The sequence below is a fragment of the Skermanella aerolata KACC 11604 genome, assembly GCF_000936425.1.
GTDB lineage: Bacteria > Pseudomonadota > Alphaproteobacteria > Azospirillales > Azospirillaceae > Skermanella > Skermanella aerolata.
On the sequence record NZ_AVFK01000005.1, the window covers coordinates 160,708 to 185,652 of the forward strand.

Here is a 24,945-nt window from a genome sequence, read left to right on the forward strand (position 1 = left end):
AGATCTGTCCCATCAGACCTTAGAACGCGCCGATGACCGACGTGATCTTCTGCTTCAGCGTGTCGGCGTTGAACGGCTTCACGATGTAGTTGTTGACGCCGGCTTCCTTGGCGGCGACCACGTTCTCGGTCTTGCTCTCGGCGGTGACCATGATGAAGGGCGTGGCGTTGAGCTTGTTGTCGGCGCGGATTTCCTTGAGAAGCTGAAGGCCCGTCATCGGTTCCATGTTCCAGTCGGAGATCACCAGACCGAACTTGCTCTCGCGTAGCTTGGCAAGCGCGGTCACGCCGTCGCCCGCTTCCTCGATATCGCTGAAGCCGATCTGCGTCAGCAGGTTGCGAACAATACGTCGCATGGTTGCGTAATCATCGACCACAAGGATCTTCATCGTGTGCTCCAAAATACATCCGTTGACGAGGGCCGTGCCGACGCGATCCGTTCAGTCGCCGCAACCCAGCCGATCCACCAGCAACGCCTGGATTACCGCCGATCCAAGGCGCCGCATTACTGTTCAAGAAAGAACCTTCGCAGCACCCGGCCCGACGGCTTCGGCCGGCTGCGACGTTTCAACCATGCGGGTGGAGCGTAAATATTGCGTTTATGTCCAGCCCGCTATGCCCATTCTCCTAATGCGGACCAAGCAGGCCACCATACCGGGGAAATTGGCATAGCAGAGGGCACGGCGCAATTGCCGCGGCCTTCATGTTCTTAGATTAGTCGCGACCTGGAAGGTATCTAAGGGGCCGAAACAATCATGACGTGATAGAGTCCGTCGCTACCAGCAACCACTGTTCGGTCTCGGAGTCCAGCCGCCCAGAAAGGCTGTCCCGCACCCACGCATGATAAGCGTTCAGCCATGCTATTTCGGATGGCGACAGCAGGGCGGGCTCGACCAGCGCCAGATCGATCGGCGCCAAGGTCAGCGTCTCGAAAGACAGCATCGGCCGCTCGGCTTTCGGCAGGTCCGGACACTCCCGCACCGCGATCAGGTTCTCGATCCGAATGCCATAGGCGCCGGTCCGGTAGTATCCCGGCTCGTTCGAAACGATCATGCCCGGTTCCAGCGCTACGGTATTCGCGACCTTGGAGATCCGCTGCGGCCCCTCGTGGACGCTCAGATAGGTGCCGACGCCGTGGCCCGTGCCATGGTCGTAGTCCAAGCCCTTCTGCCAGAGCGCCATCCTGGCGAGGCAGTCTAGCTGGGACCCGGTCGTGCCCCTGGGAAAGCGGGCCGTGGCAAGGGCGATATGGCCCTTCAGCACCAACGTGAAGTGCTCCCGCATCTCCGCCGTCGGAACGCCGACGGCCACCGTCCGGGTTATGTCAGTCGTACCGTCAAGATACTGCGCGCCGCTGTCGATCAGATAGAGGCTGCCCGGCGCAAGTCGTCGCTCGGTCTTCTCCGACACCCTGTAATGCACGATCGCGCCGTTCGGGCCGGCGCCGGAGATCGTCTCGAAGCTGAGATCGCGGAACAGGTCTCCTTCGCGCCGCAACTCCTTCAGGCGGGCGGCGGCCTCGATCTCTCCCAGGTTGCCGTCGGGCGCCGTCCGCGACAGCCAGGCCAGGAAGCGGGCGACCGCCACGGCATCGCGCAGGTGCGCCGCGCGGGTGCCTTCCAGTTCGACCTCGTTCTTGCGCGCCTTGGGCAGGGCCGTGGGATCGGCGCCGCGTTCGACCTTGGCCTTGGCCAGCAACAGGCGGTCGAATATCCAGGCGGCCGACGTCGCGGGATCGACCCGCACCTTGACGGCGGGATCGGCGCCGAGCGCATCCAGTGCCGCACCGAGTTCGCCGGGATCGCGAATCGATACGCGGTTGCCCAAGTGCTCGTCCAGCCCCGGCACCAGCTTCCGCCGGTCAATGAAAAGATCGGCTTTCCCTTCGTCGTCGACGATCGCGAAGGAAAGGGGCAGCGGCGTATGGGGCACGTCCGCACCCCGGATATTGAGCAGCCACGCGATGCTGTCGGGCTGGGTCAGGACCACGGCGGCCTGCCCTTCACTCCGCAGCGACGCCGCGACGTCGCCCAGCTTCTCCGAAGCGGGCTTTCCGGCATAGCGAAGGTCGTGCGGCACCACGGGAGCCAGCGGCGTCGGCGGCTGGTCCGGCCAGACAGCGTCTATCGGGTTGTCGGGACAGGCCTGCAAGTCCGCTCCCGTCCTGGCGAGGACCGAGCGCATCCGTTCGACCCAGCCGACGGTATGGAGCCACGGATCGTAACCCAGCCGCCCGCCCTGGGGCAGCACGGATGCGGCCCATTCGGCATGGGGATCGTCCGTCAGGTGCTTGTATTGGAATTGCGATGCCGATACTTCCGCCTGGACCTGAAGGGTGTAGCGGCCGTCTACGAAAATGGCGGCCTGATCCAGCATGACGATGGCGAGCCCGGCGGAGCCGGTGAAACCGGAGATCCAGGCCAAGCGGTCGGCACGGGCCGGAACGTACTCCCCCTGATGCTCGTCGGATCTGGGCACCACGAACCCGGCAAGCCCGCGCCTGCTCAATTCCGCCCGCAGCGCCGCGAGGCGCGCGGCATGGTCCGGAGCGTCCTTGGCATCGGCGGCCCGGGCCAACTCGTCGCGAAGGGCCTTCAGTTGCAGCCGCAGGGGATCGGTCAGCCGTTGCCGGTCGAACAGGCCCAACCATGCATCGGGATCGGTTCCCCTTGGAGCGGCGTTGACGCCTTCGACCAGCGCGCGGATCTCTGCGACCGACCGGTTCAGCCCCGCTTCGTCCAGCAGCCTATCCAGGGCGTCGTCACCGCCATACCCGTTCGAACCCTCGCCGATACCGTCCACGGGTGGAACCTCTTCTGTGGTTGCGGAAGAACGCGGAAGAGGACAAGGCTAGAACCCGCCCAAGGCGCGCGCAAGCGTCAAAGGGCGGTAAACCGGCGTTTTCGAAGGCTGGGCGGTCAGCCGCGGAGGACCAGCGTCCGCCATTCCCCGACCGGGATCCGGCCGACCAGACGAAGCCCCTGCGCCCGGTGCGCCGCCAGCACCCAGTTCTCGTGCCGGTCGAGCAGCCCCGACAGGACGACGTAGCCACCGGGCCGCAACGCCTTGCGAAGGTCGGGCGCCATCCGCGCCAGCGGCCGCGCCAGGATGTTGCTGGCGATCAGGTCGTAGGGACGGCCCCGCCGGACCGCTGCCACCTTGTAGCCCACGCCGCCGACCGCATGTACCAAGCCCGCCACCTTGTTGCGACGGGCGTTCAGCCGGGCCACCCGCACCGATTCGGCATCGATGTCGGAGGCCACGACAGGAGCGTGCCAGAGCTTGGCGATGGCCAGCGCCAGGATGCCCGACCCGCAGCCCATGTCCAGCGCCCGCCTGACCGGAAAGCGCTTGGACAGCCGGTCGAGCGCCACGAGACAGCCGAAGGTCGTCGCGTGTTCGCCCGAACCGAATGCCGTCGCGGCATCGACCAGCAGACCGATCGAGGACGCCGGCACCTTGCCCTCGAAGTGGGAACCGTGGATGAAGCATCGGCCGGCGCGGATCGGCGGGAAACTCTGGTAGGATTTGGTCAGCCAGTCGAGCTTCGGTACCGGCTCGAACGTGATCTCCGGCTCCGCGATCCCGACGGCCTCGGCCAGGACGGCCACCCGCGAGGTCAGCCACGCCCGGTCCGGCTCGCCATGGGAGATCGCCTCGACCAGCCAGTTGCCGCCCTCCTCGATCTCGAAGGTCGAAACCGACACGACATGGTCGGCCACCGCATCGGAGAAGAACTCCACCAGCGCTTCGGGCACGATGAGCGCGATGCGCCAGAGATCGGGAATGGAGGACATGACAGTGAACGCCGCAGGGTTGGGGGCAAGCGGCGTTTATGGGCGATCGGACCGATCTAAGCAAGGAAGCGGTATGTGCAAGGCCGCCCCCCGCCTTGCTGCCCACTTCAATGCGCCAGTTCCGCCATGACGCCGGGGATTTCCGCCAGCAACTCGCGGGCGAGGAACCCCATCGGCCCCAGACTGCGCGCAAGCCGGTTGCCGGCCTGTCCGTGCAGGTAGACGCCCCAGACCGCCGCCTGCGCCGGGCTGGCGCCGCGCGCCACCAGTCCGGTCACGACACCCGCGAGAGTATCGCCGGAACCGGATGTCGCCAGCCCGACATTGCCGCTCTCGTAAAACCAGCACTCGCCGTCGGGAGCCGCGATATACGTGGTCGCACCCTTCAGCGCGACCACCATCCGGAAGCGCCGGGCAACCTCGTTCGCGACGGCAAAGGGATCGGCCTCGACGGCCTCACGCTCGATCTCCAGAAGGCTCGCCATCTCACCGGCATGGGGCGTGATGATCGTCCGGCCCTCTCGCTCGCACAGGGGGTCCCGCAGGGTGTCCAGGCAGACCAGCGCTTCGGCATCGAGAACGAGCGCTGGCCCCGACAGATCCTTCACCATGCCGGTCGTCAGTTCCGCCACCGCTTCCTTGTCCATCATGCCGGGTCCCAGCAGGACCGCGTCGCTTCGTTTGGCTCTCTCGCACAGCAATTCGGCCGCATCTGGGTCTACACCGCCAGCGGAAGTCTCCGGCAGACCCAGCACCAGGGCTTCCGGCACCGCCAGCCCCAAATGCGGCGCGATGCTGGAGCAGGTGGCGATCTGGAGCTTGCCCGCCCCCGCCCGCAGCGCGGCCGTGCCGGCGAGCAGCGCCGCACCCGGCACCTCGACGCTGCCGGCGACGATCAGGACGCTGCCCCTGGCGTTCTTGTCGGTGGAACCGGCCGGCTGCGGCAGCGGCATCGCACGCAGCAGTTCCGGGGTGATCCTGGTGGCATCCATCATCGGGCGGCCACGTTTTCATCGGGTTCGGCCGTCACGGGCGCACCGGCTTCCCGCAGCGGCGCCACGAAGTTGTAACGGCGCAGTTCCATGCCGCCGATCTTCCCTATGTCGGGGTTGAAGCCGTATTCGGTGACCGAGCAGTTGGCGACGTCGCCTTCCCGGTCGATCGCGAGGATCTGTTCTTCGGTCATGTTTTCCAGCAGGTAGCGCAGGCACAGGACGACGACCTGATGGCTGACGATCACCACCCGCCGTCCGCAATGATGGAGGCTGATGGTGTCCAGGGCGCTTCGCAGGCGCAGGATGACGTCGCACCAGCTCTCGCCGGCGGGCGGACGATGGTAGAACTTGCCGAGCAGCCGGCGGAACTCGGCCTGATCCGGAAATTCCTGCTCGATGCCGCGCCGGGTCAGGCGGTCGAGCACGCCGAACTCCTTCTCGCGCAGCCGCTCGTCGATCAGGAAGTCCGCCACGTCCACATGCAGCCCACCGCCGGCCTGGACGATCTCGGCCGTCTTCCGGGCGCGGACATAAGGGGATGTCAGCACCACCTCGGGCCGTTGGTCCTCCGGCATCTCCGCGAACCAGTCGCCCAGTGCCTGCGCCTGTTCCTCGCCCAGCGCGCTGAGCGGCACGTCGACGTCGCGTTCCTCTATGTCGATCCGTCCCAGTCCGGCGGCGTCGGCCGCCTCCCGCGCCACATTGCCGGAGCTTTCGCCATGGCGGATAATCCAAAGTCTCTCTGGCCAGCGCTGCTGCATGGTAAGGGCCGTCCCCATATTGCCTGACCCGCAATCAACCACCGGGAGCGGCAATCGTTTCAGTTCTGACCTATTCCCAAAAGCCGAAGACCCCTCCGTTGCGTTATAAGGGCGCCGGGCCATATGGTCTGAACCATGCCGACAATCAGCACGTTCACCGATTTACATCCCCGTTCGACAATTCACGTGTCGATACATGCGATATCCAAGCACGAGAGATCCAGGTCCATGGCCATCCGTCCGGTTTCTGGGGGGAGTCCGGCACGTTGACGGAGCGCCGCGACAAGCCGTCCGCGTCTTTCGACCCGGATGGCGGAGCTGACAACCGACCCGACGCCGGTTTCCTGTCGGGCGGCGGCGTCATGGGTGCGCTGATGCGCTCGTACGACTGGGCGGATTCGCCGCTCGGACACCCGGAAGCCTGGCCGCAATCCCTGCGCACGGTCGTAAGCCTTCTGCTTAATTCCAAGTTCCCGATGTTCATCGCCTGGGGACCGGATCTGGCATTCCTGTACAACGACGCCTACCTGCCGATTTTCGGGGCCAAGCACCCCAGGGCGCTCGGCCAGCCCTTCGCCGAGATATGGTCGGAGATCTGGACCGAGATCAGTCCTCTGGTGGACCGCGCCCTGGCCGGTGAAGCGACCTTCCACAAGGATCTGCCGCTCGTGATGCTGCGCAACGGCTATCCCGAGGAAACCTGGTTCACCTTCTCCTACAGTCCCGTCCGGGACGAGTCGGGCGGCGTCGCCGGGATGTTCTGCGCCTGCTCCGAAACGACGGGCCAGGTCGAAGGCGAACGCCGGCTGCGCGACAGCGAGGCGCGCTGGCGCGGGTTGTTCGAACGCATGCAGGAAGGCTTCTATGTCGGGGAGGCGCTGCGCGACGCCGACGGCCGGATGCGCGACTTCCGCTTCATCGAGGTCAACCCCGCCTTCGGCGCCCTTACCGGCATTCCCGCATCCGACGCCGTGGGACGCACTGTTCTCGACGTGATCCCGGACATTCCGGTCGAATTGATCGAGCACTATGAACGCGTCATCGCCACCGGCGAACCGAAACGCTTCGAGGTGTTCATCCCGGCCCTGGACGACCGCTGGTACGAAGCGCGGGCGCGGAAAGCCGGCGACGAGCGGGTGGCGGTGCTCTTCCTGGAAATCACCGACCGCAAGCGGACGGAACGCCGGCACGAGGCCCTGCTCGAGTTCGGCGACCGCCTGCGCGACCTGACGGAGCTTTCCGAGATTACCCGTGCGGCGGCCGATATCCTGGCGGAGACGCTGAACGCACCCTATGTCGGGTACGGAGAAATCAGCGAAGGCGGGGACGAGGGTGAGGGCGAGAATCGTGTCACCACGATCCATTCCCACGGCAACGCGCTCCCGGAGAGCGGAGACTTCTGGCGCGACTTCGCCGACGACCTGAAGGCCGGTCAGGTGGTGGCGGTGACGGATGTGACGTCGGACCCGCGCACCGCAGCGAATTCCGGATCATACGGCCTCAAGGGGACCCGTTCCTTCGCCTGCGCTCCCATAGCGGAGGCGGGCCGGATAACGGCCATTCTCTGGGTCCAGGACAAGCGTCCGCGTGAATGGGCGCCGGACGAGCTGGTCTTCATCCGCGAGATCGCCGACCGCACCTGGGCCGCCGTCGAGCACGCCCGGGCGGAGGATGAGCTGAAGCAGGGCGAGCGGCGTTTCCGCATGCTGGTGGATCTGGCGCCGACCGCCGTCTGGCTCGGCAACCCGGACGGATCGCTGAGCTACCTGAGCGACGGCTGGTACGACTACACCGGCCAGACCGCCGCCGACGCCCTCCCGTCGGGGTGGTGGGACGCCATTCACCCGGAAGACCGCGACCATGTCCGCACGACCTGGAGCGAAGCGCGGGAGCGCGGCCAGTTCTACGACGTCGAACTGCGATTGCGCGGACGCGACGGCGGCTACCGGTGGTTCGTGGCCCGGGCCAACCCGCTTTACCAGCGGAACGGTTCGTCGCCGGAGAACCCGCCGGCCGGCAAGGTGACCGGCTGGTTCGGCGCCACCGTCGATATCGACGGCCAGAAGGCGGCGGAGGATGAGCTGCGGTTGCTGAACGCCGCTCTGGAGGAACGCGTCCGGTCGGCGGTGGCGGAACGCGAGCAGGCCCAGGAAGCCCTGAGGCAAGCGCAGAAGATGGAAGCGGTGGGTCAGCTCACCGGCGGCGTCGCCCATGACTTCAACAACCTTCTTCAGGCGATCCTCGGCAACCTGGACATCCTGGGCGACAAGCTCGCCGGTCAGGAGGACCTTGTGCGCCACATCAGGTTCGCGATGCAGGCAGGCGACCGGGCGGCGACCCTGACGCAGCGCCTGCTGGCCTTCGCCCGGCGCCAGCCGCTGGCCCCGACCAGCCTGAACCTCAACGCGCTCGTCGGCGGCATGCAGGAGTTGCTCCAGCGCTCGGTCGGCGAGGCGATCCAGGTCGAAGCCGTCCTGGCCGGCGGTCTCTGGCGCACCTGGGCGGACGCCAACCAGGTCGAGAACGGCCTGCTCAACCTTGCGATCAACGCCCGCGACGCCATGCCGTCGGGCGGCAAGCTGACCATCGAGACGGCCAACAGCCATCTGGATGATGCCTATGTCAGCGGGCAGCTGGGACTTCAACCGGGGCAATACGTGCTGCTGTCGGTCACGGATACCGGTTCCGGCATGCCGCACGACGTCCTGAGCCGGGCGTTCGAACCGTTCTACACGACCAAGCCGATCGGCCAGGGAACCGGCTTGGGCCTCAGCCAGCTCTATGGTTTCGCCCGCCAGTCCGGCGGCCATGTCGCGATCTATTCGGAAGAAGGGCATGGCACGACCGTCAAGCTGTACCTTCCCCGCCACCACGGCACCCCGGAGACGGCGGATGCCGGGCCCGCGCTGCCGGAGCCGGCCGCCGCCAACGAGGGCGAAACCATCCTGGTGGTAGAGGACGAGGGTCTTGTCCGTATGCTGATGGTGCAGACGCTGGAGGACAAGGGCTACCGGGTGATCGAAGCGCACGACGCCCAGGGTGCCATGCTGATACTGGAATCCGACATGAAGGTCGACCTGCTGGCGACCGATGTCGGACTACCCGGCATGAACGGCCGGCAACTCGCGGAAGCCGCACGCGCCTTGCGGCCCGACCTCAGCGTGCTGTTCCTGACCGGATATGCCCACAACGCGGCGCTCGGCGACGAGCCGCTCGGCCCCCGCACCCAACTGATCAGCAAGCCCTTTGCGGTGAAGACCTTGCTGACGAAGATCCGCACCATGCTGGAGGGTGCCGCGGGTTAGGTCGGGCCGCGGGTTAGGTTGGTCAGACGCTCGCGGGTTTCCACTTACCCGGCAACTGATCCGCCGCCTCGACCATTCCCAGGTCGCGGAGGAAGGCTTGCCGATGGCGCACCATGCGGCTGGCGATGGCGGCCTCCGCAACGCTGCCCCCCAGGAGCTTGCCGTCGGGGCCGCGCAGATGTTCGACGACGCTGTCGAGCAGCGCGCCGTCCGCTTCGGGGCATTTGCGGTCGAGCGGGTGGTCGCGCTTCAGTTCGAACAGCAGGCGTTCCACCAGCACGGTCCGGCAGCCCTCGCCCGCACCGCGCTGGATCAGGTCCCCGACCTTGGCCAAGTTGGGGTTGAGCCGCGCCGGATCGCTGCGGCCATGGAGGAAATCGGCCAGCGCGCAGAGCGATTCCGCCAGGTTGGCGTGGGAGCCCAGCAGGTCCTTGACCATCTCGGGAGTTACCAGCGCATCGGCGATCACGCCTTCGAAAAGGGATACCAGTTCGGGGTCCATGTCCTCCGTGATCATATGCAGCAGCATCTCCATCTTGCCGCCGACCGATCCGTAGCCCATCAGGTACTGGCCCAGCAGGCAGAGCATCGTGAAGGCATAGTCGTCGGGTCCGACACGGGCATGGATGCGGCTGCTGACATGGTCGAGATTGGCCTTGTCGAAACGCGGCAGCCGGCGGCGCTCGGCATAGAAGTCCCTGGCCCTCGTCATGCCCTTGTGAATCAGGCCCTCGATGTGGCGGATGCGGTCCTTGGCCGGCATGTTGAATTCGTTCGCCTGGGCCATCGCGACTTGGCTGGCCGCCGTGCTCATCATGTTGCCGGACTCGGACAGCTTCCGCAGATATGTCCAGTTGTGCAGCAACTCGGTCGCGGTGACTTGATACTTGTCGAGGAACAGGCGGAAGAGCCGGCCCATGATCATGCGGCTCTCGAGCGTATAGAGGTCCGCCGGCTCCTCGCAGACCACCGACCGCTCGACCCGGCCCTTGACCACCATCGCCTTTTCTTTGACGGGCGCACGGACCTCGTGAAGGATCTCCGTCCGCGTCGTGAAGCCGGTCAGCATGGTGCGGTTGCGCACCACCCTGATTTCTTCGTTTCCCGGCTCGGACAGCAACCGACGGCCGATCGCTATCGCATCCTCCTCTTCCGGGACGATGCAGTGGATCAACCAGCGGCCTTCATGACAGACCAGAGTCTCATAACTGAACCGACGATTCTTGACCATGCATCCTACCCACCAGACCGTCCGGCATGACATTCGCTGCGAAGACTATTGAATAGTGGGATTATTTTCAGAAGCGTTAACGAGACACTACCGCATACATGGTTCTTCAGAATCTTTCCATTCCAGGCAAAGACAAAGTCGTGATGCGGGCGCCGTCATCCCGCCTGATCCGCCGGCACCACGAAGCTGTCCAGCACCTTCTTGATGCCCGACTGCTCGAACTCGATCTCAAGCTTGTCGCCGTCCGAAGCGCGGACCGTCCCGTAGCCGAACTTCTGGTGGAAGACGCGGGCGCCGCGCGTGAACGCCTTGTCCGGACGCCGGCGCGGCGCCACTTCGAAGGCGCTGCCCTCGATCACCGGGCCCGGCGCCTGACGCTGCGGCCGGGGCTTGAACCCGCCTCCGCCGAAGCCGCCACCGAAACCTCCGCCGAAACCGCCTCCCCCGCCGAAGCCGCCGAAACCTTGCTGCGGCGCCGACGACAGGCCGACCGCCGCTTCCGCGTCGATATGCTCTTCGGGAAGCTCGGAGACGAAGCGCGACGGGATCGCGGTGACCCACGATCCATGCATCCTGCGGTTCGCCGCGTGACTGACATGGGCGCGAAGGCGGGCGCGGGTCAGGCCGACATAGGCCAGCCGCCGTTCCTCCTCCAGGCCGGCTATGCCGGTATCGTCCATCGACCGCTGGCTCGGGAACAATCCGTCTTCCCAGCCGGGCAGGAAGACGTAGTCGAACTCCAGCCCCTTGGCGCCGTGCAGGGTCATGACGCTGACCATCTCGCTGCCGCTCGCTTCGGCATTGTCCATGACGAGGCTGACATGCTCCAGGAAGCCGGCGAGGTTCTCAAACTCGCCCAGGGCGACGATCAGTTCCTTCAGGTTCTCCAGCCGTCCCGGCGCTTCCGGCGTCTTGTCCGCCTTCCACATGTCGGTATAGCCGGATTCGTCGAGCACCGTCTGGACGACCTCGGTATGCGGCCGGGTCGCCAGCAGCATCCGCCAGCGGTCGAAATCGGTCATCAGGTTGCGCAGGGTGACCCGCATCTTGGGCTTCAGTTCGTCGGTGTCGACGAGCAGCCACGTCGCCTCGGTCAGCGGGATGCGGCGCGCACGGGCAAGCTGGTAGAGCTGCTGGATGGTCGCGGGTCCGACGCCGCGCTTAGGGGTATTGATGATCCGCTCGAACGCCAAATCGTCGTCCGGCTGGACCAGTATCCGCAGGTAAGCCATCGCGTCGCGGATTTCCTGACGCTCGTAGAAGCGCGGTCCGCCGATCACCCTGTACGGCATGCCCAGCGTGATGAACCGTTCCTCGAACTCGCGGGTCTGGAAACCGGCGCGGACCAGCACCGCGATCTGGCTCAGCGAGACCTTGGCGCGTTGAAGCGCCTCGATCTCCTCGCCGATCCAGCGGGCCTCCTCCTCGCCGTCCCACAGCGCGCGAACCTTGACCGGCTCGCCCTGGACCGCCTGGGTCCACAGCGTCTTGCCCAGCCGCCCCTGGTTGTTGGAGATGACTCCCGCGGCGGCCGCCAGGATATGCCCGGTCGAGCGATAGTTCTGCTCAAGACGAATGATCTTGGCGCCAGGAAAATCCGTTTCGAAACGTAATATATTCCCTACTTCCGCCCCGCGCCAACCGTAGATTGACTGGTCATCGTCCCCGACGCAGCAGATGTTCTTGTGCTTTTGCGCCAGAAGCCTCAGCCACAGGTATTGGGCGACGTTTGTGTCCTGGTATTCGTCCACCAGCAGATAGCGGAAGCGCTGCTGATACTCGGCCAATACATCGGGATTGCTTTGGAAAAGGGTGATGTTATGCAGCAGCAGGTCGCCGAAGTCGCAGGCGTTCAGGCTGGCAAGCCGCTCCTGATAGGCGCGGTAGAGCTGGACGACCTTGCCGCCGGCCATGTCGCCGCCGTCTTCCCGCTTCAGCTTGTCCGGCGTCAGTGCGCGGTCCTTCCAGCGCTCTATGACGCTCAGGACGGCGCGTGCCGGCCACTTCTTGTCGTCGATGCCCTCGGCCTTCAGCAATTGCTTGATCAGCCGGATCTGGTCGTCGCTGTCGAGGATCGTGAAGTTGCTCTTCAATCCGACCAACTCGGCATGCCGGCGCAGGATGCGGGCTGCCAGCGCGTGGAAGGTCCCCATCCACCAGCCCTCGGTCGGAGCGCCGATCAGCGCGCCTACCCGGTCGCGCATCTCGCGCGCCGCCTTGTTGGTGAAGGTGACCGCCAGCATCTGGAACGGCGATGCCCGCCGTGTCATAAGAAGGTGGGCGAGCCTGGTCGTCAGCACGCGGGTCTTGCCGGTACCGGCCCCCGCCAGCACCAGCACGGGACCGTCGAGCGTTTCGACCGCCTCGCGCTGAACCTCGTTCAGGCCGGACAGGTAGGGATAACGCTGCGCGGCCGGCATCGCCGAAGGGGCGGGAGCGGGCACGGCATCGTTCAGCGGGTCGTCATAATGGAACGGATCGGACATGGGCAGGACTATACTCCGCCGGCGAGGGGAGATTAAAGGCTTGTTCAGACAGGACGCTTATCAAGGTGGTGACGGTGGCGGAGATCGTCACTTTGTTATCAAAAGGGGTGCGTCGCTCTCGACCGGACACCGCGACGCGTGATAGAACAATGATCGAAAGCCTGACCGGAGCCGCACATGCCGTCCTTGCGCCTGGATGACGACCAAACGATTCAAGCCATCGGGATTCTCGCCGACGTTCTGGATCGCTTCAGCGGGGTGACTTCGCTGGAATGTACGCTGGTTTCCAAAGCCCTGCGGCAGGTCCAGCAGACCCGCTCCCAGATCGGCATGGATTTCGCCTCGCGAGCCTTCGCGACCCTGGAACCGGAGATCCGCCGCCAGATCGCCGACGATGCGACCGATGCCGCGATGGAAGCGACCGGCGAGCTGAAGCTGCCGAAGCTCCGCGCCCCCCGTCCGGTCAACCCGGCGCCGACCGGCCTGCTGGGCGCCATCAACAATCGCGGCGCATCGAGGAACCGCAAGCCGTCCTGAGCGGGACGGTGCCTCCGTGCTCCGATATCAGGTGGAACTACCGCCGGAGTCTTCCGCCACCACGCGATTGCGGCCGGTGCGCTTGGCGGCGTAGAGCCCGGCATCGGCGCGCCTGATCAGTTCCCCCACCGGTTCGCCCGGAACGTAGCGGGCGACGCCCACCGACAGGGTGATGGTGCCGAGCGTAATGTTCTTCGACCGGTTGACCACCCGCTTAGACGCGACGGCGGTACGGATCTGTTCCGCCACGCGCACCGCGTCGGAGATGCGGACGCCCGGCAGGAGGACCGCGAACTCTTCCCCGCCGTAGCGGACCGCCGTGTCGGACGACCGGATGCATTCCTTCACGGTACGCGCCACCAGCGCCAGCACATGGTCGCCGATCGTATGGCCGTAGTTGTCGTTGAACTTCTTGAAGTGGTCGATGTCGGTCATCAGCAGGCATAGCGGCGATCCGGTCTGGACCGAACGCATCGCGGCATCCTGTAGCGAGTCATCGAACTTGCGGCGGTTGAACAGGCCGGTAAGAGAATCGGTGATCGCTTCCTGCCGGACGCTGTCCAGGTTGCGTTTCAACTCCTCCATCTGCGCGCCGGACAGATGAAGCTGATCCTGAAGCCGCTGGTTCTGCTGGGCCACCAGCTTGGTTTCCGAAGCGATGGCATCGACCAGCGACCGAAGTTGCTCCAGCCCCGGCAGTTCGAGCCTGTCTCCGAACTGCTGAAGCGCCTTGCCGTAGCGATCCGTGCCGGCACCCGACGAGCGAAGCAGTTCCAGCAGCTGCCCCAGCGCGTCCTGGATACGCATGCCGGCCTGGAGCACGGCCTTCTGCTCCCGGTCGAAGCTGAAGAACTTGCCGTACAGCTCTTCCATCCGGGCCGGCGTGAAGGGCTTGGATGCCGCGATGTCGAGATCGATGGCGCGGATCAGATCCGGGACCTCGCCGCTGTAGTAGCCGTACCAGATGGCGAAATTATGCGGGTTGGGAAGCAGAGACTCATCCGCCATCCGCTTCATGGCCCGATCCGCCCAGCCACTTACCTCGTCCATCGAGCACACCACCAAAAGACTACCGTCGATGAGGCAGTCTATGGGTCAAATACTACTAAATTGCAAGGATACGAAGAAGCTTTGCCCGAAGCGTCTTCGGTCAATTGCATTGCCCGATCGACTGCTCCGCGCATTTGCGGCTGCCGTCTATCCATGTGGCGCCGCTGAGATCGGCGTTCCGGAAGTCCGTGCCATCGATCCTGGCGCTCGTCAGGTTGGTGTCGCGCAGGATCGCGTTGACCAGCTTGGCGTTGCGCAGATCGGTCTCGACCAGGGAAGCACCGGTCAGATCGACACGGGTCAGATCGGCTTCGATCAGGCGCGCCTGATCGAACTTCACGCCGGTCATGGTCGCGCTGACGAACTTGGCGCGATAACCGTCCACCTGGGACAGGTTGGCTCCCTTCATGGCGGATCGCTGAAAAGTCGCGTCCCTCAGCATGGCGCCTTCCAGATTGACGCCTGTCAGGTCGCGGCCGTCATGGTAGCAGCGCCGCCAGTTCACACCCGGCTCCGGAAACTCGGTGCAGGCTGCAAGGGCGGTTTCAGCGGAAAGGGCGAGGAGGATTGCCGCGAACGCGGCGGAATGGGCACGCTTCATGATGTCCTAGATAGGTCACACGGCGAAGGATACCAAAACAAAACGGCGATTTGGCTCAACTCAGGCGGATGAGCGCCGCTTGAGACCGATCACCCTGCCCGTCTGGGGCGGCATCGGGAGAGCCGCCTGGAAGTGGTGGATTTCCGTCAGAGTCTTCAGCGCCGACTCCGGCAGGGGACAGGACCGGCGCGCTTCCAGGTCGATATGCATCAGGACAAGCTCGTTGGTCGCGGCCAGCCAGCCTTCGCCAGCGTGATGCATGGCATGGATCAGGTGGACCCGCTTGGCATCGATATCGAGGATGCGGGTGGTGAAGGCGAGCGGGTCGCCCTCCCCGACCTCCCGCTCGTAGGTCACGTGCATCTCCAGCACGAAGACCGAGCGGTTCGTTTCTCTCACATACGCAATGCCGAGACCGGCATGATCGAGCAGCCTGTCGGTCGCATGGTCGAACGCCAGCACGTAGTAGGCGACGTTCATGTGTCCGTTGTAGTCGATCCATTCCGGCCGGACGGTTTCGGTATGCAGTCGGAGCAGCGGATCTGTCATGGCTTCCGTTCGGGCAGGGAAAGTTGGGCAGCGACAAGGGACAACCAGCTTAAACCCTCGGCCCGGCGAAAGCGCTCTTCATCGTTCGGGCAGGGAATCAGGCTGGCGGCGCATAGCCCCAACGCCGGATCAGGGGCTCCCAGTGCCGCCCGACGCGGGCGACGTCTTCGGGCGGGTAGCGATGGCTGTTCTTCTGGTAGCCCTGGATGCTGTCCAGGTATGCCCGAAAGCGCGGCTCGGCCTCCGGCCAGCCGGGCAGATCGAGATCCCGGTGGACCCGCTCCAGTTCCGCCATGGGTTCACGCTCGAAATCCTCGAACCGGATCTCGGCGTAGTGGGACGGGGGCAAGTCCCGGGTATCCTCCATCAGCCGGTTCATCAGGCGCGGATACAGGTCCAGCACGAAGCGGTCGAGATCGACGTGGCCATGATCCTGAAGCGCGAAGCTGTCCAGCAGCGTGCCGAAGGTCCTGCGGGTCGAAGGATAGACGACATAGGGGTTGCGGTGAATGTGGATGAAGCGGGCATCGGGCCACATCCGGCGCAGCATGGGGATGCGGACGGAATGGACCGGGTTCTTCAGCAGCAGCGGAAGGCCGGGCTGGACCAGCGCCACCTTGCGGAGGAAATAGGAGAAGGTATCCCGCCAGTCCGCGATCTCCTCCGGCGTGCAGCCTTCGAAGAAGATCCCCCGGTTGAAGTGATGCTCGAACCGGCTGGGGAAGAACAGGCCGTGGTAGTAGGACACGGTGGACATCAGGGCCAGCGGCAGTTCGTCTTCCTGCGGGCTGTCCGGGGTCACCGGGATATTGTCGATCATCCGGTCGCTAGGCAGGTGGCTTTCCAGAACGGTGCGGATGGGCCCGACGACGCCCATGAAGTCCCACGGCAAACCTGCCGCGAAGGGCGGCACCCAGCCGAAGGCGGGCGAGCGGCTGAGGACGTTGTAGAGATGGGTGGTGCCGCTGCGCCAGTGTCCGACAATAAAGACCGGGGCCGGCATCGGTGGGGACTTCGCCAGCCGGCGAGAGACCCTGGCCTTCTCGATCGCCATGAAGGGCCGGCGGTATGCCGCCCCCAGCCGGGTGGCCCATATCGCCGTCCGGCGCCGTGGGGAGATCGGACCGTGGGACGACAAGGCCCAGCGCAGCGTCTTGGGGTCGGCTCCGACCAGGGGGTGAAACCAGGAGGGAGGGGTGCTGCCGGTCATGGTGATCCTTGCCAATCGTTTGACTGGTAAGAACCGGTGGAAACACCCCTTGTTGCTTACCCTTGATAGGTCAGGCGTTTTCCAGCGTCGGATAATCGACATAGCCGCGCGCGTCGCCGCCGTAGAAGGTCGGGCGGTCGTAGCGGTTGAGGGAGGCGTTGCGGCGCAGGCGCTCGACCAGATCGGGATTGGCGACGAACAGGCGGCCGAACGCGATCAGGTCGGCGGTACCCCCGGCGACGGCCCTTGCCGCGGTTTCGCGGGTGAAGCCGCCCGCCGCGATCACGGTCCCGCCGAAGCTCTTGCGGAAGCGGCTCGACGCGTCCGGCGCGTTGGGGTCGAGGGCGTTGGTATCGCTGTTCTGGTCGGCGCGCGGCTCGACCAGATGCAGGTACGCCAGTCCCCGCTTGCCGAGTTCCGCCGTGACGTAGTCGAACAGCGGGCCGGGGTCCTTGTCGCTCATGCCGTTGAAGTGCCCCCAGGGTGACAGGCGTACGCCGACCCGATCGGCGCTCCAGGCGGCCGTGACGGCGTCGATCACCTCCAGCAGGAAGCGCGCGCGATTCTCGATCGAGCCGCCATAGCGGTCCTCGCGGCGGTTGGTGCCGGTCTGGAGGAACTGGTCGATCAGGTAGCCGTTTGCCGAATGGATCTCGATCCCGTCGAAACCGGCTTCCCGCGCATTGACGGCGGCACGGCGGAAATCGTCTACGATGCCGGTGATCTCGCTCTCGGCCAAGGGGCGCGGCGCCTCGAACTCGGCCGGCTGGCCCTTGACGTCCATATGCATCCCCGGAGCCGGTACCGAGGACGGCGCCACCGGCACGGCGCCGCCCGGCTGCATGGACGAGTGGGAGATGCGGCCGGTATGCCAGACCTGAAGGAAGATCACGCCGCCCTTGGCATGCACCGCGTCGGTGACCAGGCGCCAGCCCTGGACTTGTTCGGCCGAATAGATGCCGGGAGCGCCGGGATACCCCCGCGCCTGCTCGGAAATGTCGGTCGCCTCGGCGATGATCAGACCGCCCTTGGTGGCGCGCTGGCCGTAATATTCGGCATTCAGCGCCTGCGGCACGTCGCCCGGCTGACGCGAGCGCATCCGGGTGAGCGGCGGCATGACGACACGGTGGGACAGTTCGACGGCGCCGACGCGGACCGGCGTGAAAAGGAATTCGGCGGACATGACGTTCTTTACCTTCGGGGGAAGTTCGATCTTCGAAATCGTGATGGCGTCCATATGGACTTGTGCGGAAATCTCCGTTAGTCCCGGTTCCTGACAAGCCGCCTTGTCGAAAAGCGATATAATCGGGGACGCTGATACAGCGGCCGAAGGGTGAAGCGACATGGAAACCGAGGAACTTGCCGTCCTGGTACAGGCCGTCGCGGCCGGCAGCCTGTCCGCCGCCGCCCGCCGCCTGAACCTGACGCCGACGATCGCCAGCCGCCGGCTGGCGGCCCTGGAGGAACGGCTTGGCGTCAGGCTGATGCACAGAACAACCCGGTCCGTGTCCCTTACTCCCGAAGGCGAAACCTTCCTTCCCCATGCCCAGGCGATGCTGGAAGCGGAAGCGGCGGCCAGGGCCAGCCTTGCTCCGGTGGGACCGGGGGTGGGCGGTCTGCTGCGGGTGACCGCTCCGGCGGCGTTCGGACGCAAGGTCGTGGCGCCGATAATCCCGGACCTTCTGGCGGTGAACCCGGAGCTTCGGATCGATCTTGAACTGACCGACAGCGTGGTCGATATCGCCGCCGCCGGCATCGACGTCGCGATCAGGATCGGCCGGCTGCGCGACAGCACCTTGATCGCGCGCCGGCTGTCGTCCAATCCGCGCGTTCTCTGCGCTGCTCCGGCCTATCTGGCTCGTGCCGGCACCCCGAAGACGGCGGAAGACCTGACCAGGTGTGAATGCCTAGTCCTCAGCGGCACGGCCACGTGGCCGTTCGGCGGCGGAAACGATGCACGGGAGGTCCGGATTTCCGGCCGCTTCGCCAGCAACAGCATCGAAGCCATCCGGGAAGCCTGCCTTGGCGGCCTTGGGCTGGCGCTGCTGTCGCGCTGGGATGTCGTGGAGGAACTGAAGTCGGGGACGCTGGTACCGGTCGAACTGGACGCCCTGGCGCCGCAGGAAATCTCGATCTGGGCGGTGTACCCGAGCCCCCGGCTGGTGGCTCCCAAGGTCCGCGCCTTCATCGCCGCTCTGGAGCGGGCGCTTGGAGAGTTGAGTACGTAGGCGATCCGGAAGATCGACAAGGCTCCACCACCGCCGGCCAGGGCAGATCGATGCGGTGGTGGAGCCTTGTACAATCCGGGAACCTCTTTGACGAGGAAACCGGGTCACAGTCCCGGTCGATCCAAGATCGCTCCCGCGTGCTGCCCTGCTCGGGCAACTGAGATGCATCATGCCTCAAAACCGCAGACGGGGGTATGAACGCATTCACATAAAACTGCACTCTCCGGCTGTACCGTGCAGGAGTGCCGCGGAAGAGCGGTCCAGCGATTCACGGTAGCCATGTCATCCCGATCAAAAGCTTTCCGCCTTCGTCCTTGGGGGTCGAGCCTGCTCCGGCCGATCAACTTCCGAGCAATCCATGAGGTGTCGCATAATTGGAACACCGGATGTTTTCGGAAGCGCAACCAGCGGTGCAAACTCTTTGTTAACCACGCCAGCCTAGCCTTGCCGGAAGCCGGTCCAACTATCGTTTCGGATCGGCATCCTTATTCCGGAAGGCATGGCTTGATGCGTCGCTTCGGCTGGGACCGTTGGCTGATCGGTGGAGTTCTGATTGCGGCAGCAGCGGGTACCGCCTGGGTCGGCCATCAGGAAATGCAAACCTCCTGGTTGCAAGCCGGCTTCCTGACGAAGTACGGCGAGAAGCTGACCTATCAGGTCGAGCCCGGCCTCAGCGAACTGGTCAAGTACCCGACCCAGGGGCCGTACAACGAGCGGCTCGGCTATACCGAGATCCCCAAGGCCGTCAAATCGCTGACCGGCAGCGGCTACAGGATCGAGCAGCAGGCCCGTACGTCTCCGGAACTGGCGGGCTTCGTCGAGTACGGCGGTTTCGCCGTGTTCCGCGAGAAGACCCGCGCCGGCCTGACGCTGAAGGACCGCAACGGCTCCATCCTCTACGCCGCGCGCTATCCGGAGCGGGTCTACGACGACTTCGATGCCGTCCCGCCGATGGTCGTCAACACCCTGCTGTTCATCGAGAACCGCGAGTTGCTGGACCCGACTTTCCCGATGCGGAACCCGGCAGTCGAGTGGGACCGCTTCGCCTATGCGATCCTGGGATTGCCGGCCCAGTGGCTCAACCCCGGCATGCGGATACCGGGCGGCAGCACGCTGGCGACCCAGATCGAGAAATACCGCCATTCGCCGGACGGCCAGACCTCCGGCGCCACGGAAAAGCTGCGCCAGATGATCTCGGCCAGCGTCCGCGCCTATCTGGACGGCAAGGACACGACATATGCCCGTCGCCGCATCGTCGTGGACTACCTGAACTCGACGCCGCTGACGGCGCGTCTGGGCTTCGGCGAAGTCAACGGGCTGGGCGACGGGCTGTGGGCCTGGTACGGCACCGACTTCAAGGATGCCAACGAGATCCTAAAGCAGCCCGCTACAACCCAGGAGCAACGACTTAAGCAGGCGGAGATCTATAAGCAGGTGCTGAGCCTGCTGCTGGCGCAGCGCCGGCCGACCCACTACCTGATCGCCGACCGCAGCTCGCTGAACGACCTTGCCGACAGCCACCTGCGCCTGCTGGCGTCGCAGGGGACGATCACGCCCGAACTACGCGACGCCGGCCTCAGCCTCAAGTTGCGCTTCCGGAACGATGCGCCGCTGCCGCCGACCATTTCGTTCGTGGAACAGAAGGCCGCCAACGCGATCCGCGCCCGTCTGCTCGGCATGCTGAACGTGCCGAGCCTCTACCAGCTCGACCGCTACGACCTGACGGCGGAAACCAGCCTGGACGGCCCGACGCAGTCCAACATGGTCGACGTGCTGTCCAAGCTGAATGAGCCGAGCTTCATCGAGAGCCTGGGCATGGCGGGCTTCCGCCTGCTCGACGCCGGCAAGAACGACCTGCACAAGGTGATCTACAGCGTCATGCTGTACGAGCGCGGGATGAACGCCAACTATGTCCGTATCCAGGCCGACAACCTGGATCGGCCGCTGGACATCAACGAAGGCGCCAAACTGGACCTGGGTTCGACCGCCAAGCTGCGCACTCTGATAACATATCTGGAAATCATCGCCGAACTGCACGGGCGCTACGCCCACCTGCCCCGCCCGCAGCTTCGCTCGGTGGCGGCGGATGCGACCGACAACCTGACGCGCTGGGTTTCCACATACCTGTCGGATGCGGCCGACCGGGGGCTGACCGCCTTGCTGAACGCCGCGATGGACCGTCGCTATTCCGCCAATCCCGGCGAGCGTTTCTTCACCGGCGGCGGCGTCCACACCTTCGTCAACTTCGACGACAAGGACAACGGCTCGATCCCGACCGTCACGGAGGCGTTGCGCAGCTCGATCAACCTGCCCTTCATCCGCATGATGCGCGACATCGCGCAGTATTACGTGGCCGAAGGGGCCGAGGACGCCGGCGGCACCCTGCTGACCGATCCCACCAACCCTGCCCGGCAGGCCTATCTGGAGCAGTTCGCCGACAAGGAAGGCAGCCACTTCCTGAACCGCTTCTACACCGATTACCGCGAGAAGACCCCGGACGAGGCCCTGGCCCTGCTGGCGACCCGCGTCCGCCCGGCGCCGCACCGGCTGGCCACCGCCTTCCTCTCGGTCAAGCCCAAGGCCAGCCTCGCCGAGTTCACGCGGTTCATGAGCGACCGGCTGCCCAAGGCGGAGCTGAGCGCCCAGATCCTGGAGCGGCTGTTCGACAAGTATGCCAAGGACAAGTGGAACCTGGCTGACCGCGGCTACATCACCGGCGTCCATCCGCTTCAGCTCTGGCTGGTCGAATATCTCCAGGGCCATCCTGAAGCCAAGCGCAGCGAAGTCCTTGCGGCCAGCGCGGACGAGCGGCAGGAAACCTACGCGTGGCTGTTCAAGACCAGCCGCAAGCAGGCGCAGGATACCCGCATCCGAATTTTGATGGAGGCGGAGGCATTCCAGCGCATCCACAAGTCCTGGGCGCGGCTGGGGTATCCGTTCGACAGCCTGACGCCGTCCTATGCGACGGCGATCGGCAGCTCGGCCGACCGTCCCGGCGCACTCGCCGACCTGATGGGCATCATCGTTTCCGACGGCATCCGGCTGCCGACGCTGCGGGTCGAGCGCATGCACTTCGCGACCGGCACGCCCTATGAAGCGGTCCTGGGCTTCGAGCAGAAGCCGGGCGAGCGCGTCCTGGCGCCGGAGATCACCGCAACGGTCCGCCGTGCTCTTCAGGATGTCGTCGAGAACGGCACCGCCCGCCGGGTGCGCGGCGCCTTCATGGGGCCGGACGGCGTTCCCCTGGTGATGGGCGGCAAGACAGGCACGGGCGACCACCGCTACGCCGACCGCGTGATGGCCCGGACCGCCACCTTCGTCTTCTTCATCGGCGACCGCTTCTTCGGCACCATCACCGCCCACGTCGCCGGCCCGGAGGCCGCCCGCTACAAGTTCACCAGCGCCCTGCCCGCCCAGTTGCTGAAATCGCTGGCCCACATCATCCAGCCGCTGATGGACCGCCCGATGGCGACCCAGACGGTGGACCGGGGACACTAATGCGACTGGCGTCCGGCTATGGAGCCTCCACCGGTTTGCGATAGGCGACCAGCGATGTCCGGGCGAGGTGAGTCAGCGGAAGCTGCTTCGACAACTCGTTGAGGTAACGGAAAACTCCGGAAACCTTGGGCCGGTAATCATGCCAGAGGACTATCCCGCCGGGCTTCAGCATCGCAAGCGCCTTCTCCGTGTCGCTGACCACGTAGGAATAGGCGTGGGAACCATCGATGAAGACGAGGTCGCACGACTTGGCCCAAGGTGCGACGTCAAGCGATTTGCTGTCGCCATATAGCTGTTCGATCTTCGGCTCGGCAATGGTTCCCGTGTAGAGAAACCTGCTGAACCGCGATTCCCGGAGGGCGATGCCGGTATGCTCGCGGTCGTCCTTGCCGTCGCTCTGATAAGCTTGATGGCCATCGGGCGGCAGGGTCAGGGTTATCACCCGTGCCTCGGCTGAACTGTTCCGGGCAAGATGATAGGTCGTCTTGCCGGTACAGGTCCCGAATTCGAAGATCGTCTTTCGGTCTTTCGCCAGAACCGACAGGATCCAACTTTCCAGGTCCGACGTTCCGCCGACCGCCGGCGCGTCGCCCTGGCTTATGAAGCGGATTTCGCCGTCAAGGCCGGGACCGAACTCGGTCGCGCCGAGGACAGGATCGAATGAACCGAGACTGACTGTCTCGACAGGCCAAGATCCCAGCACGAAACGGTTCTTCCGGCGCGCACGCAGAGACAGCAGGCGCCAACCGAGCCAGATCAAGGCGATTGACGACAAGAAGGAATAAAGGAGGAAGAAGGACATCGCGTTCCGGAAATAGCAGGTCGATGTGTAAGGCGAGCGATCTGCCAACTGCCGGCAGGTCATGAAAAACCCGGACCGGCATCACGGCCGGCGCGGATGTTCCGCACAGGACGTGAAATGCCGGCCCGGGGTGACTTCGATCTGGCTGTGTGGCTTCAGCCTGGATTACCAGGGGCCTGGTTTATTGGGTGGTGGTGCCGGTCGTCGCGTCCGGTCGCGAGTTGAAGGAGACCGTTCCTTCCTCCATCTCGAACACGGGCATGGCCTCCACATCGGCCTGGGTCATGTTGGGCAACACCAGCGCATCGTCCTGGCTGGACAGGTTGGCGCTTGCCAGATCGACGGCGATCTGCTTCGCGCCTATCCCAAGGAAGCCGCCGCTGGAGAGCACGAGCTGGCGCGCTTCGCCCGACTGGGGATCGATGATGATGTCCTCGACCGAGCCCAGGGACTCGCCGTCGCTGCCGCGCACGGTCTTGCCCATCATGTCGTCGACGCTGATCGCGGCCGAGTCCGTAGCCATGGCTCCGGCATCCGGAGTGGCGGTGCCGGATGTGGCCATACCGGGATTGGTGGTGTCGGCCGGCTGATCGCGCGCGGCCTCGGCCGACGTATCGGGCGCCGTTCCCATGGCAGGGCTGCCGGAGGGAGCCTCCACGGCCATCGCCGGCGCGTCCGTCGTGGGATTGACGGGTTCAGTGCCTTGCGTCGTCTGCGCGAAGACAGGACCGGCAAGGAGTGTAAGGACAGATGCGGTGCACAGCAGAGATGATGATCGCATGATGACCTCCTTTGATTTGCTTTCGAGAGGCCGAGTTTGATTTTGCTGACCGGATTTCAAGCATAAATTCTACTTATATTTCGGAATTTAGTGAGGATTAAAATACTTATTCATGCGTATCAGCAACCGAGCACAATATTTTCAAAAATTTTTCAATAACTTATGATGTTGTATTTGGATTTTCTTTATTGGCTGGTCGTGAAAAGTACAACACCCCGCCGAAACGGGGCATTGCTGACACTAAGGCAAGGCCCCGCCGTTCCTCCTACCCCTTCATCACCTCCTCGTCATGCCCGCTGACATGGATGCCGAGCAGTTCGGCCGCCGTTTCGATCACCTTCGGATCGACCGGTGGCGGGGCGATGTTGACGCCGTCCCTCAGTGCCGCCGTGATGATCTTCAGGGACTCGACGCGGGCGTGCCATTTGCTGTCGGCGGCGATAGGATGCCACGGCACCGCCACCGTCGAGGTCTTGTCGAACATATCCTCGGCGGCATCCATGTAATCGACCCAGCGGGAGCGGTTGCGCAGATCCTCCTCCGTCAGCTTCCAGCGCTTGTAGGGGTTGGTCAGGCGCTCGCGGAAGCGGGCGAGCTGTTCTTCCTCGGTAATGTGGAAGAACAGCTTGACGATGCGGGCGCCGTCGTCGATCAGCAGGCGCTCGAACTCGTTGATCTCGTCATAGGCGCGCTTCCACTCCTTCGGCTTGGCAAAGCCTTCGATCCGCTCCACCAGCACCCTGCCATACCATGAGCGGTCGAAGATCGAGAAGGTGCCCGGCTCCGGCAGCCGCTGCCAGAAACGCCACAGATAGTGCTTGCCCTGCTCGGCGGCGGTCGGCGAACTGATCGGCCAGACGTGGAAGCCGCGCGGGTCCAGTTGCTCCGTGATGCGGCGGATGGCGCCGCCCTTGCCGGCGGCATCCCAGCCTTCGAACACCACGATCGCACGGCGCTTCTCGTGCCAATAGGTCTGCTGGATATGCAGCATCTCTTCCTGGAGCGACTTCAGCCGCTTCTCGTAGTCCGACTTGTCGGTGAACCGCTCCGCGCCCTGGTCCAGCTTGCGCAGGCGGATCTTGGATTTGTCGGGCTTGATCTCGGTACGGGACATC

General features: G+C 64.9%; 19 protein-coding genes. 4 read left to right on the top strand and 15 right to left on the bottom strand.

Translation table 11 applies throughout. From position 1 onward, the window contains the following. Positions 1-19: 19 nt before the first annotated feature. From N826_RS08835 to N826_RS08855, 5 genes are all read right to left on the bottom strand, one after another. Positions 20-388 carry a chemotaxis response regulator CheY gene (locus tag N826_RS08835; RefSeq protein WP_044427767.1) on the bottom strand — a complete coding sequence of 123 codons (369 nt, stop codon included), beginning with the start codon at positions 386-388 and terminating at the stop codon, positions 20-22. Between the two features lie 364 nt (positions 389-752). Then, positions 753-2,801, bottom strand: a complete 2,049-nt coding sequence (locus N826_RS08840) for an aminopeptidase P family protein (protein WP_244619567.1) — start codon at positions 2,799-2,801, stop codon at positions 753-755. 116 nt (positions 2,802-2,917) lie between these two features. Further along, a complete protein-coding gene (locus N826_RS08845; protein ID WP_044427769.1) occupies positions 2,918-3,796 on the bottom strand; it encodes a 50S ribosomal protein L11 methyltransferase in 879 nt (292 codons plus the stop codon). Positions 3,797-3,903: 107 nt separating this feature from the next. Then, entirely contained in the window at positions 3,904-4,791 is an 888-nt protein-coding gene (locus N826_RS08850; RefSeq protein ID WP_044427770.1) for an NAD(P)H-hydrate dehydratase, read from the bottom strand. After that, positions 4,788-5,570 carry a histidine phosphatase family protein gene (locus tag N826_RS08855; protein WP_244619566.1) on the bottom strand — a complete coding sequence of 261 codons (783 nt, stop codon included), beginning with the start codon at positions 5,568-5,570 and terminating at the stop codon, positions 4,788-4,790. Before N826_RS08855 ends, N826_RS08850 begins: the two co-directional genes overlap by 4 nt. Before the next feature lie 248 nt (positions 5,571-5,818). On the opposite strand from N826_RS08855, the gene N826_RS08860 reads away from it, so the two are divergent. Then, a complete protein-coding gene (locus N826_RS08860; RefSeq protein WP_052830942.1) occupies positions 5,819-8,857 on the top strand; it encodes a PAS domain-containing protein in 3,039 nt (1,012 codons plus the stop codon). Between the two features lie 22 nt (positions 8,858-8,879). On the opposite strand, the gene N826_RS08865 is transcribed toward N826_RS08860, so the two are convergent. Continuing rightward, positions 8,880-10,088 (bottom strand): hypothetical protein, encoded by a 1,209-nt coding sequence (locus N826_RS08865; protein ID WP_044427772.1) that lies wholly within the window; start codon positions 10,086-10,088, stop codon positions 8,880-8,882. Between the two features lie 155 nt (positions 10,089-10,243). Then, on the bottom strand, positions 10,244-12,574 hold the full coding sequence (locus N826_RS08870) for an ATP-dependent helicase (protein ID WP_044427774.1): 2,331 nt from the start codon (positions 12,572-12,574) through the stop codon (positions 10,244-10,246). Between the two features lie 177 nt (positions 12,575-12,751). Here N826_RS08870 and N826_RS08875 point away from each other — a divergent pair, with 177 nt between their 5' ends. Beyond that, entirely contained in the window at positions 12,752-13,111 is a 360-nt protein-coding gene (locus N826_RS08875) for a hypothetical protein (protein ID WP_052830943.1), read from the top strand. Positions 13,112-13,138: 27 nt separating this feature from the next. Here N826_RS08875 and N826_RS08880 read toward each other — a convergent pair whose 3' ends face one another. From N826_RS08880 to N826_RS08900, 5 genes are all read right to left on the bottom strand, one after another. Further along, positions 13,139-14,161 carry a GGDEF domain-containing protein gene (locus N826_RS08880; protein WP_044427776.1) on the bottom strand — a complete coding sequence of 341 codons (1,023 nt, stop codon included), beginning with the start codon at positions 14,159-14,161 and terminating at the stop codon, positions 13,139-13,141. Positions 14,162-14,261: 100 nt separating this feature from the next. Beyond that, the gene (locus tag N826_RS08885; protein WP_044427778.1) at positions 14,262-14,762 is read right to left on the bottom strand and encodes a pentapeptide repeat-containing protein; all 501 of its coding nucleotides are present in this window, start codon (positions 14,760-14,762) and stop codon (positions 14,262-14,264) included. A gap of 60 nt (positions 14,763-14,822) precedes the next feature. Next, positions 14,823-15,311, bottom strand: coding sequence for a thioesterase family protein (locus N826_RS08890; RefSeq protein WP_044427779.1), 489 nt, complete (start codon positions 15,309-15,311; stop codon positions 14,823-14,825). 97 nt (positions 15,312-15,408) lie between these two features. Beyond that, the gene (locus N826_RS08895) at positions 15,409-16,521 is read right to left on the bottom strand and encodes a sulfotransferase family protein (protein ID WP_044427780.1); all 1,113 of its coding nucleotides are present in this window, start codon (positions 16,519-16,521) and stop codon (positions 15,409-15,411) included. A gap of 70 nt (positions 16,522-16,591) precedes the next feature. Beyond that, positions 16,592-17,704 (bottom strand): alkene reductase, encoded by a 1,113-nt coding sequence (locus N826_RS08900; protein ID WP_044427976.1) that lies wholly within the window; start codon positions 17,702-17,704, stop codon positions 16,592-16,594. Between the two features lie 160 nt (positions 17,705-17,864). On the opposite strand from N826_RS08900, the gene N826_RS08905 reads away from it, so the two are divergent. Both N826_RS08905 and N826_RS08910 read left to right on the top strand, forming a co-directional pair. Further along, a complete protein-coding gene (locus N826_RS08905; protein ID WP_044427781.1) occupies positions 17,865-18,749 on the top strand; it encodes a LysR family transcriptional regulator in 885 nt (294 codons plus the stop codon). Between the two features lie 507 nt (positions 18,750-19,256). Next, positions 19,257-22,247 carry a transglycosylase domain-containing protein gene (locus tag N826_RS08910; RefSeq protein ID WP_044427782.1) on the top strand — a complete coding sequence of 997 codons (2,991 nt, stop codon included), beginning with the start codon at positions 19,257-19,259 and terminating at the stop codon, positions 22,245-22,247. A 16-nt stretch (positions 22,248-22,263) separates the two neighbouring features. Here the strand turns inward: N826_RS08910 and N826_RS08915 are convergent, their stop codons facing one another. The 3 genes from N826_RS08915 to N826_RS08925 all read right to left on the bottom strand — a co-directional run bounded on the left by N826_RS08915 (position 22,264) and on the right by N826_RS08925 (position 24,944). Continuing rightward, positions 22,264-22,950 (bottom strand): class I SAM-dependent methyltransferase, encoded by a 687-nt coding sequence (locus N826_RS08915; RefSeq protein ID WP_169789308.1) that lies wholly within the window; start codon positions 22,948-22,950, stop codon positions 22,264-22,266. A 280-nt stretch (positions 22,951-23,230) separates the two neighbouring features. Next, a complete protein-coding gene (locus N826_RS39765) occupies positions 23,231-23,830 on the bottom strand; it encodes a PRC-barrel domain-containing protein (protein WP_084720600.1) in 600 nt (199 codons plus the stop codon). Positions 23,831-24,095: 265 nt separating this feature from the next. Then, positions 24,096-24,944 carry a polyphosphate kinase 2 family protein gene (locus tag N826_RS08925; protein ID WP_052830946.1) on the bottom strand — a complete coding sequence of 283 codons (849 nt, stop codon included), beginning with the start codon at positions 24,942-24,944 and terminating at the stop codon, positions 24,096-24,098. Position 24,945: the final 1 nt, after the last annotated feature.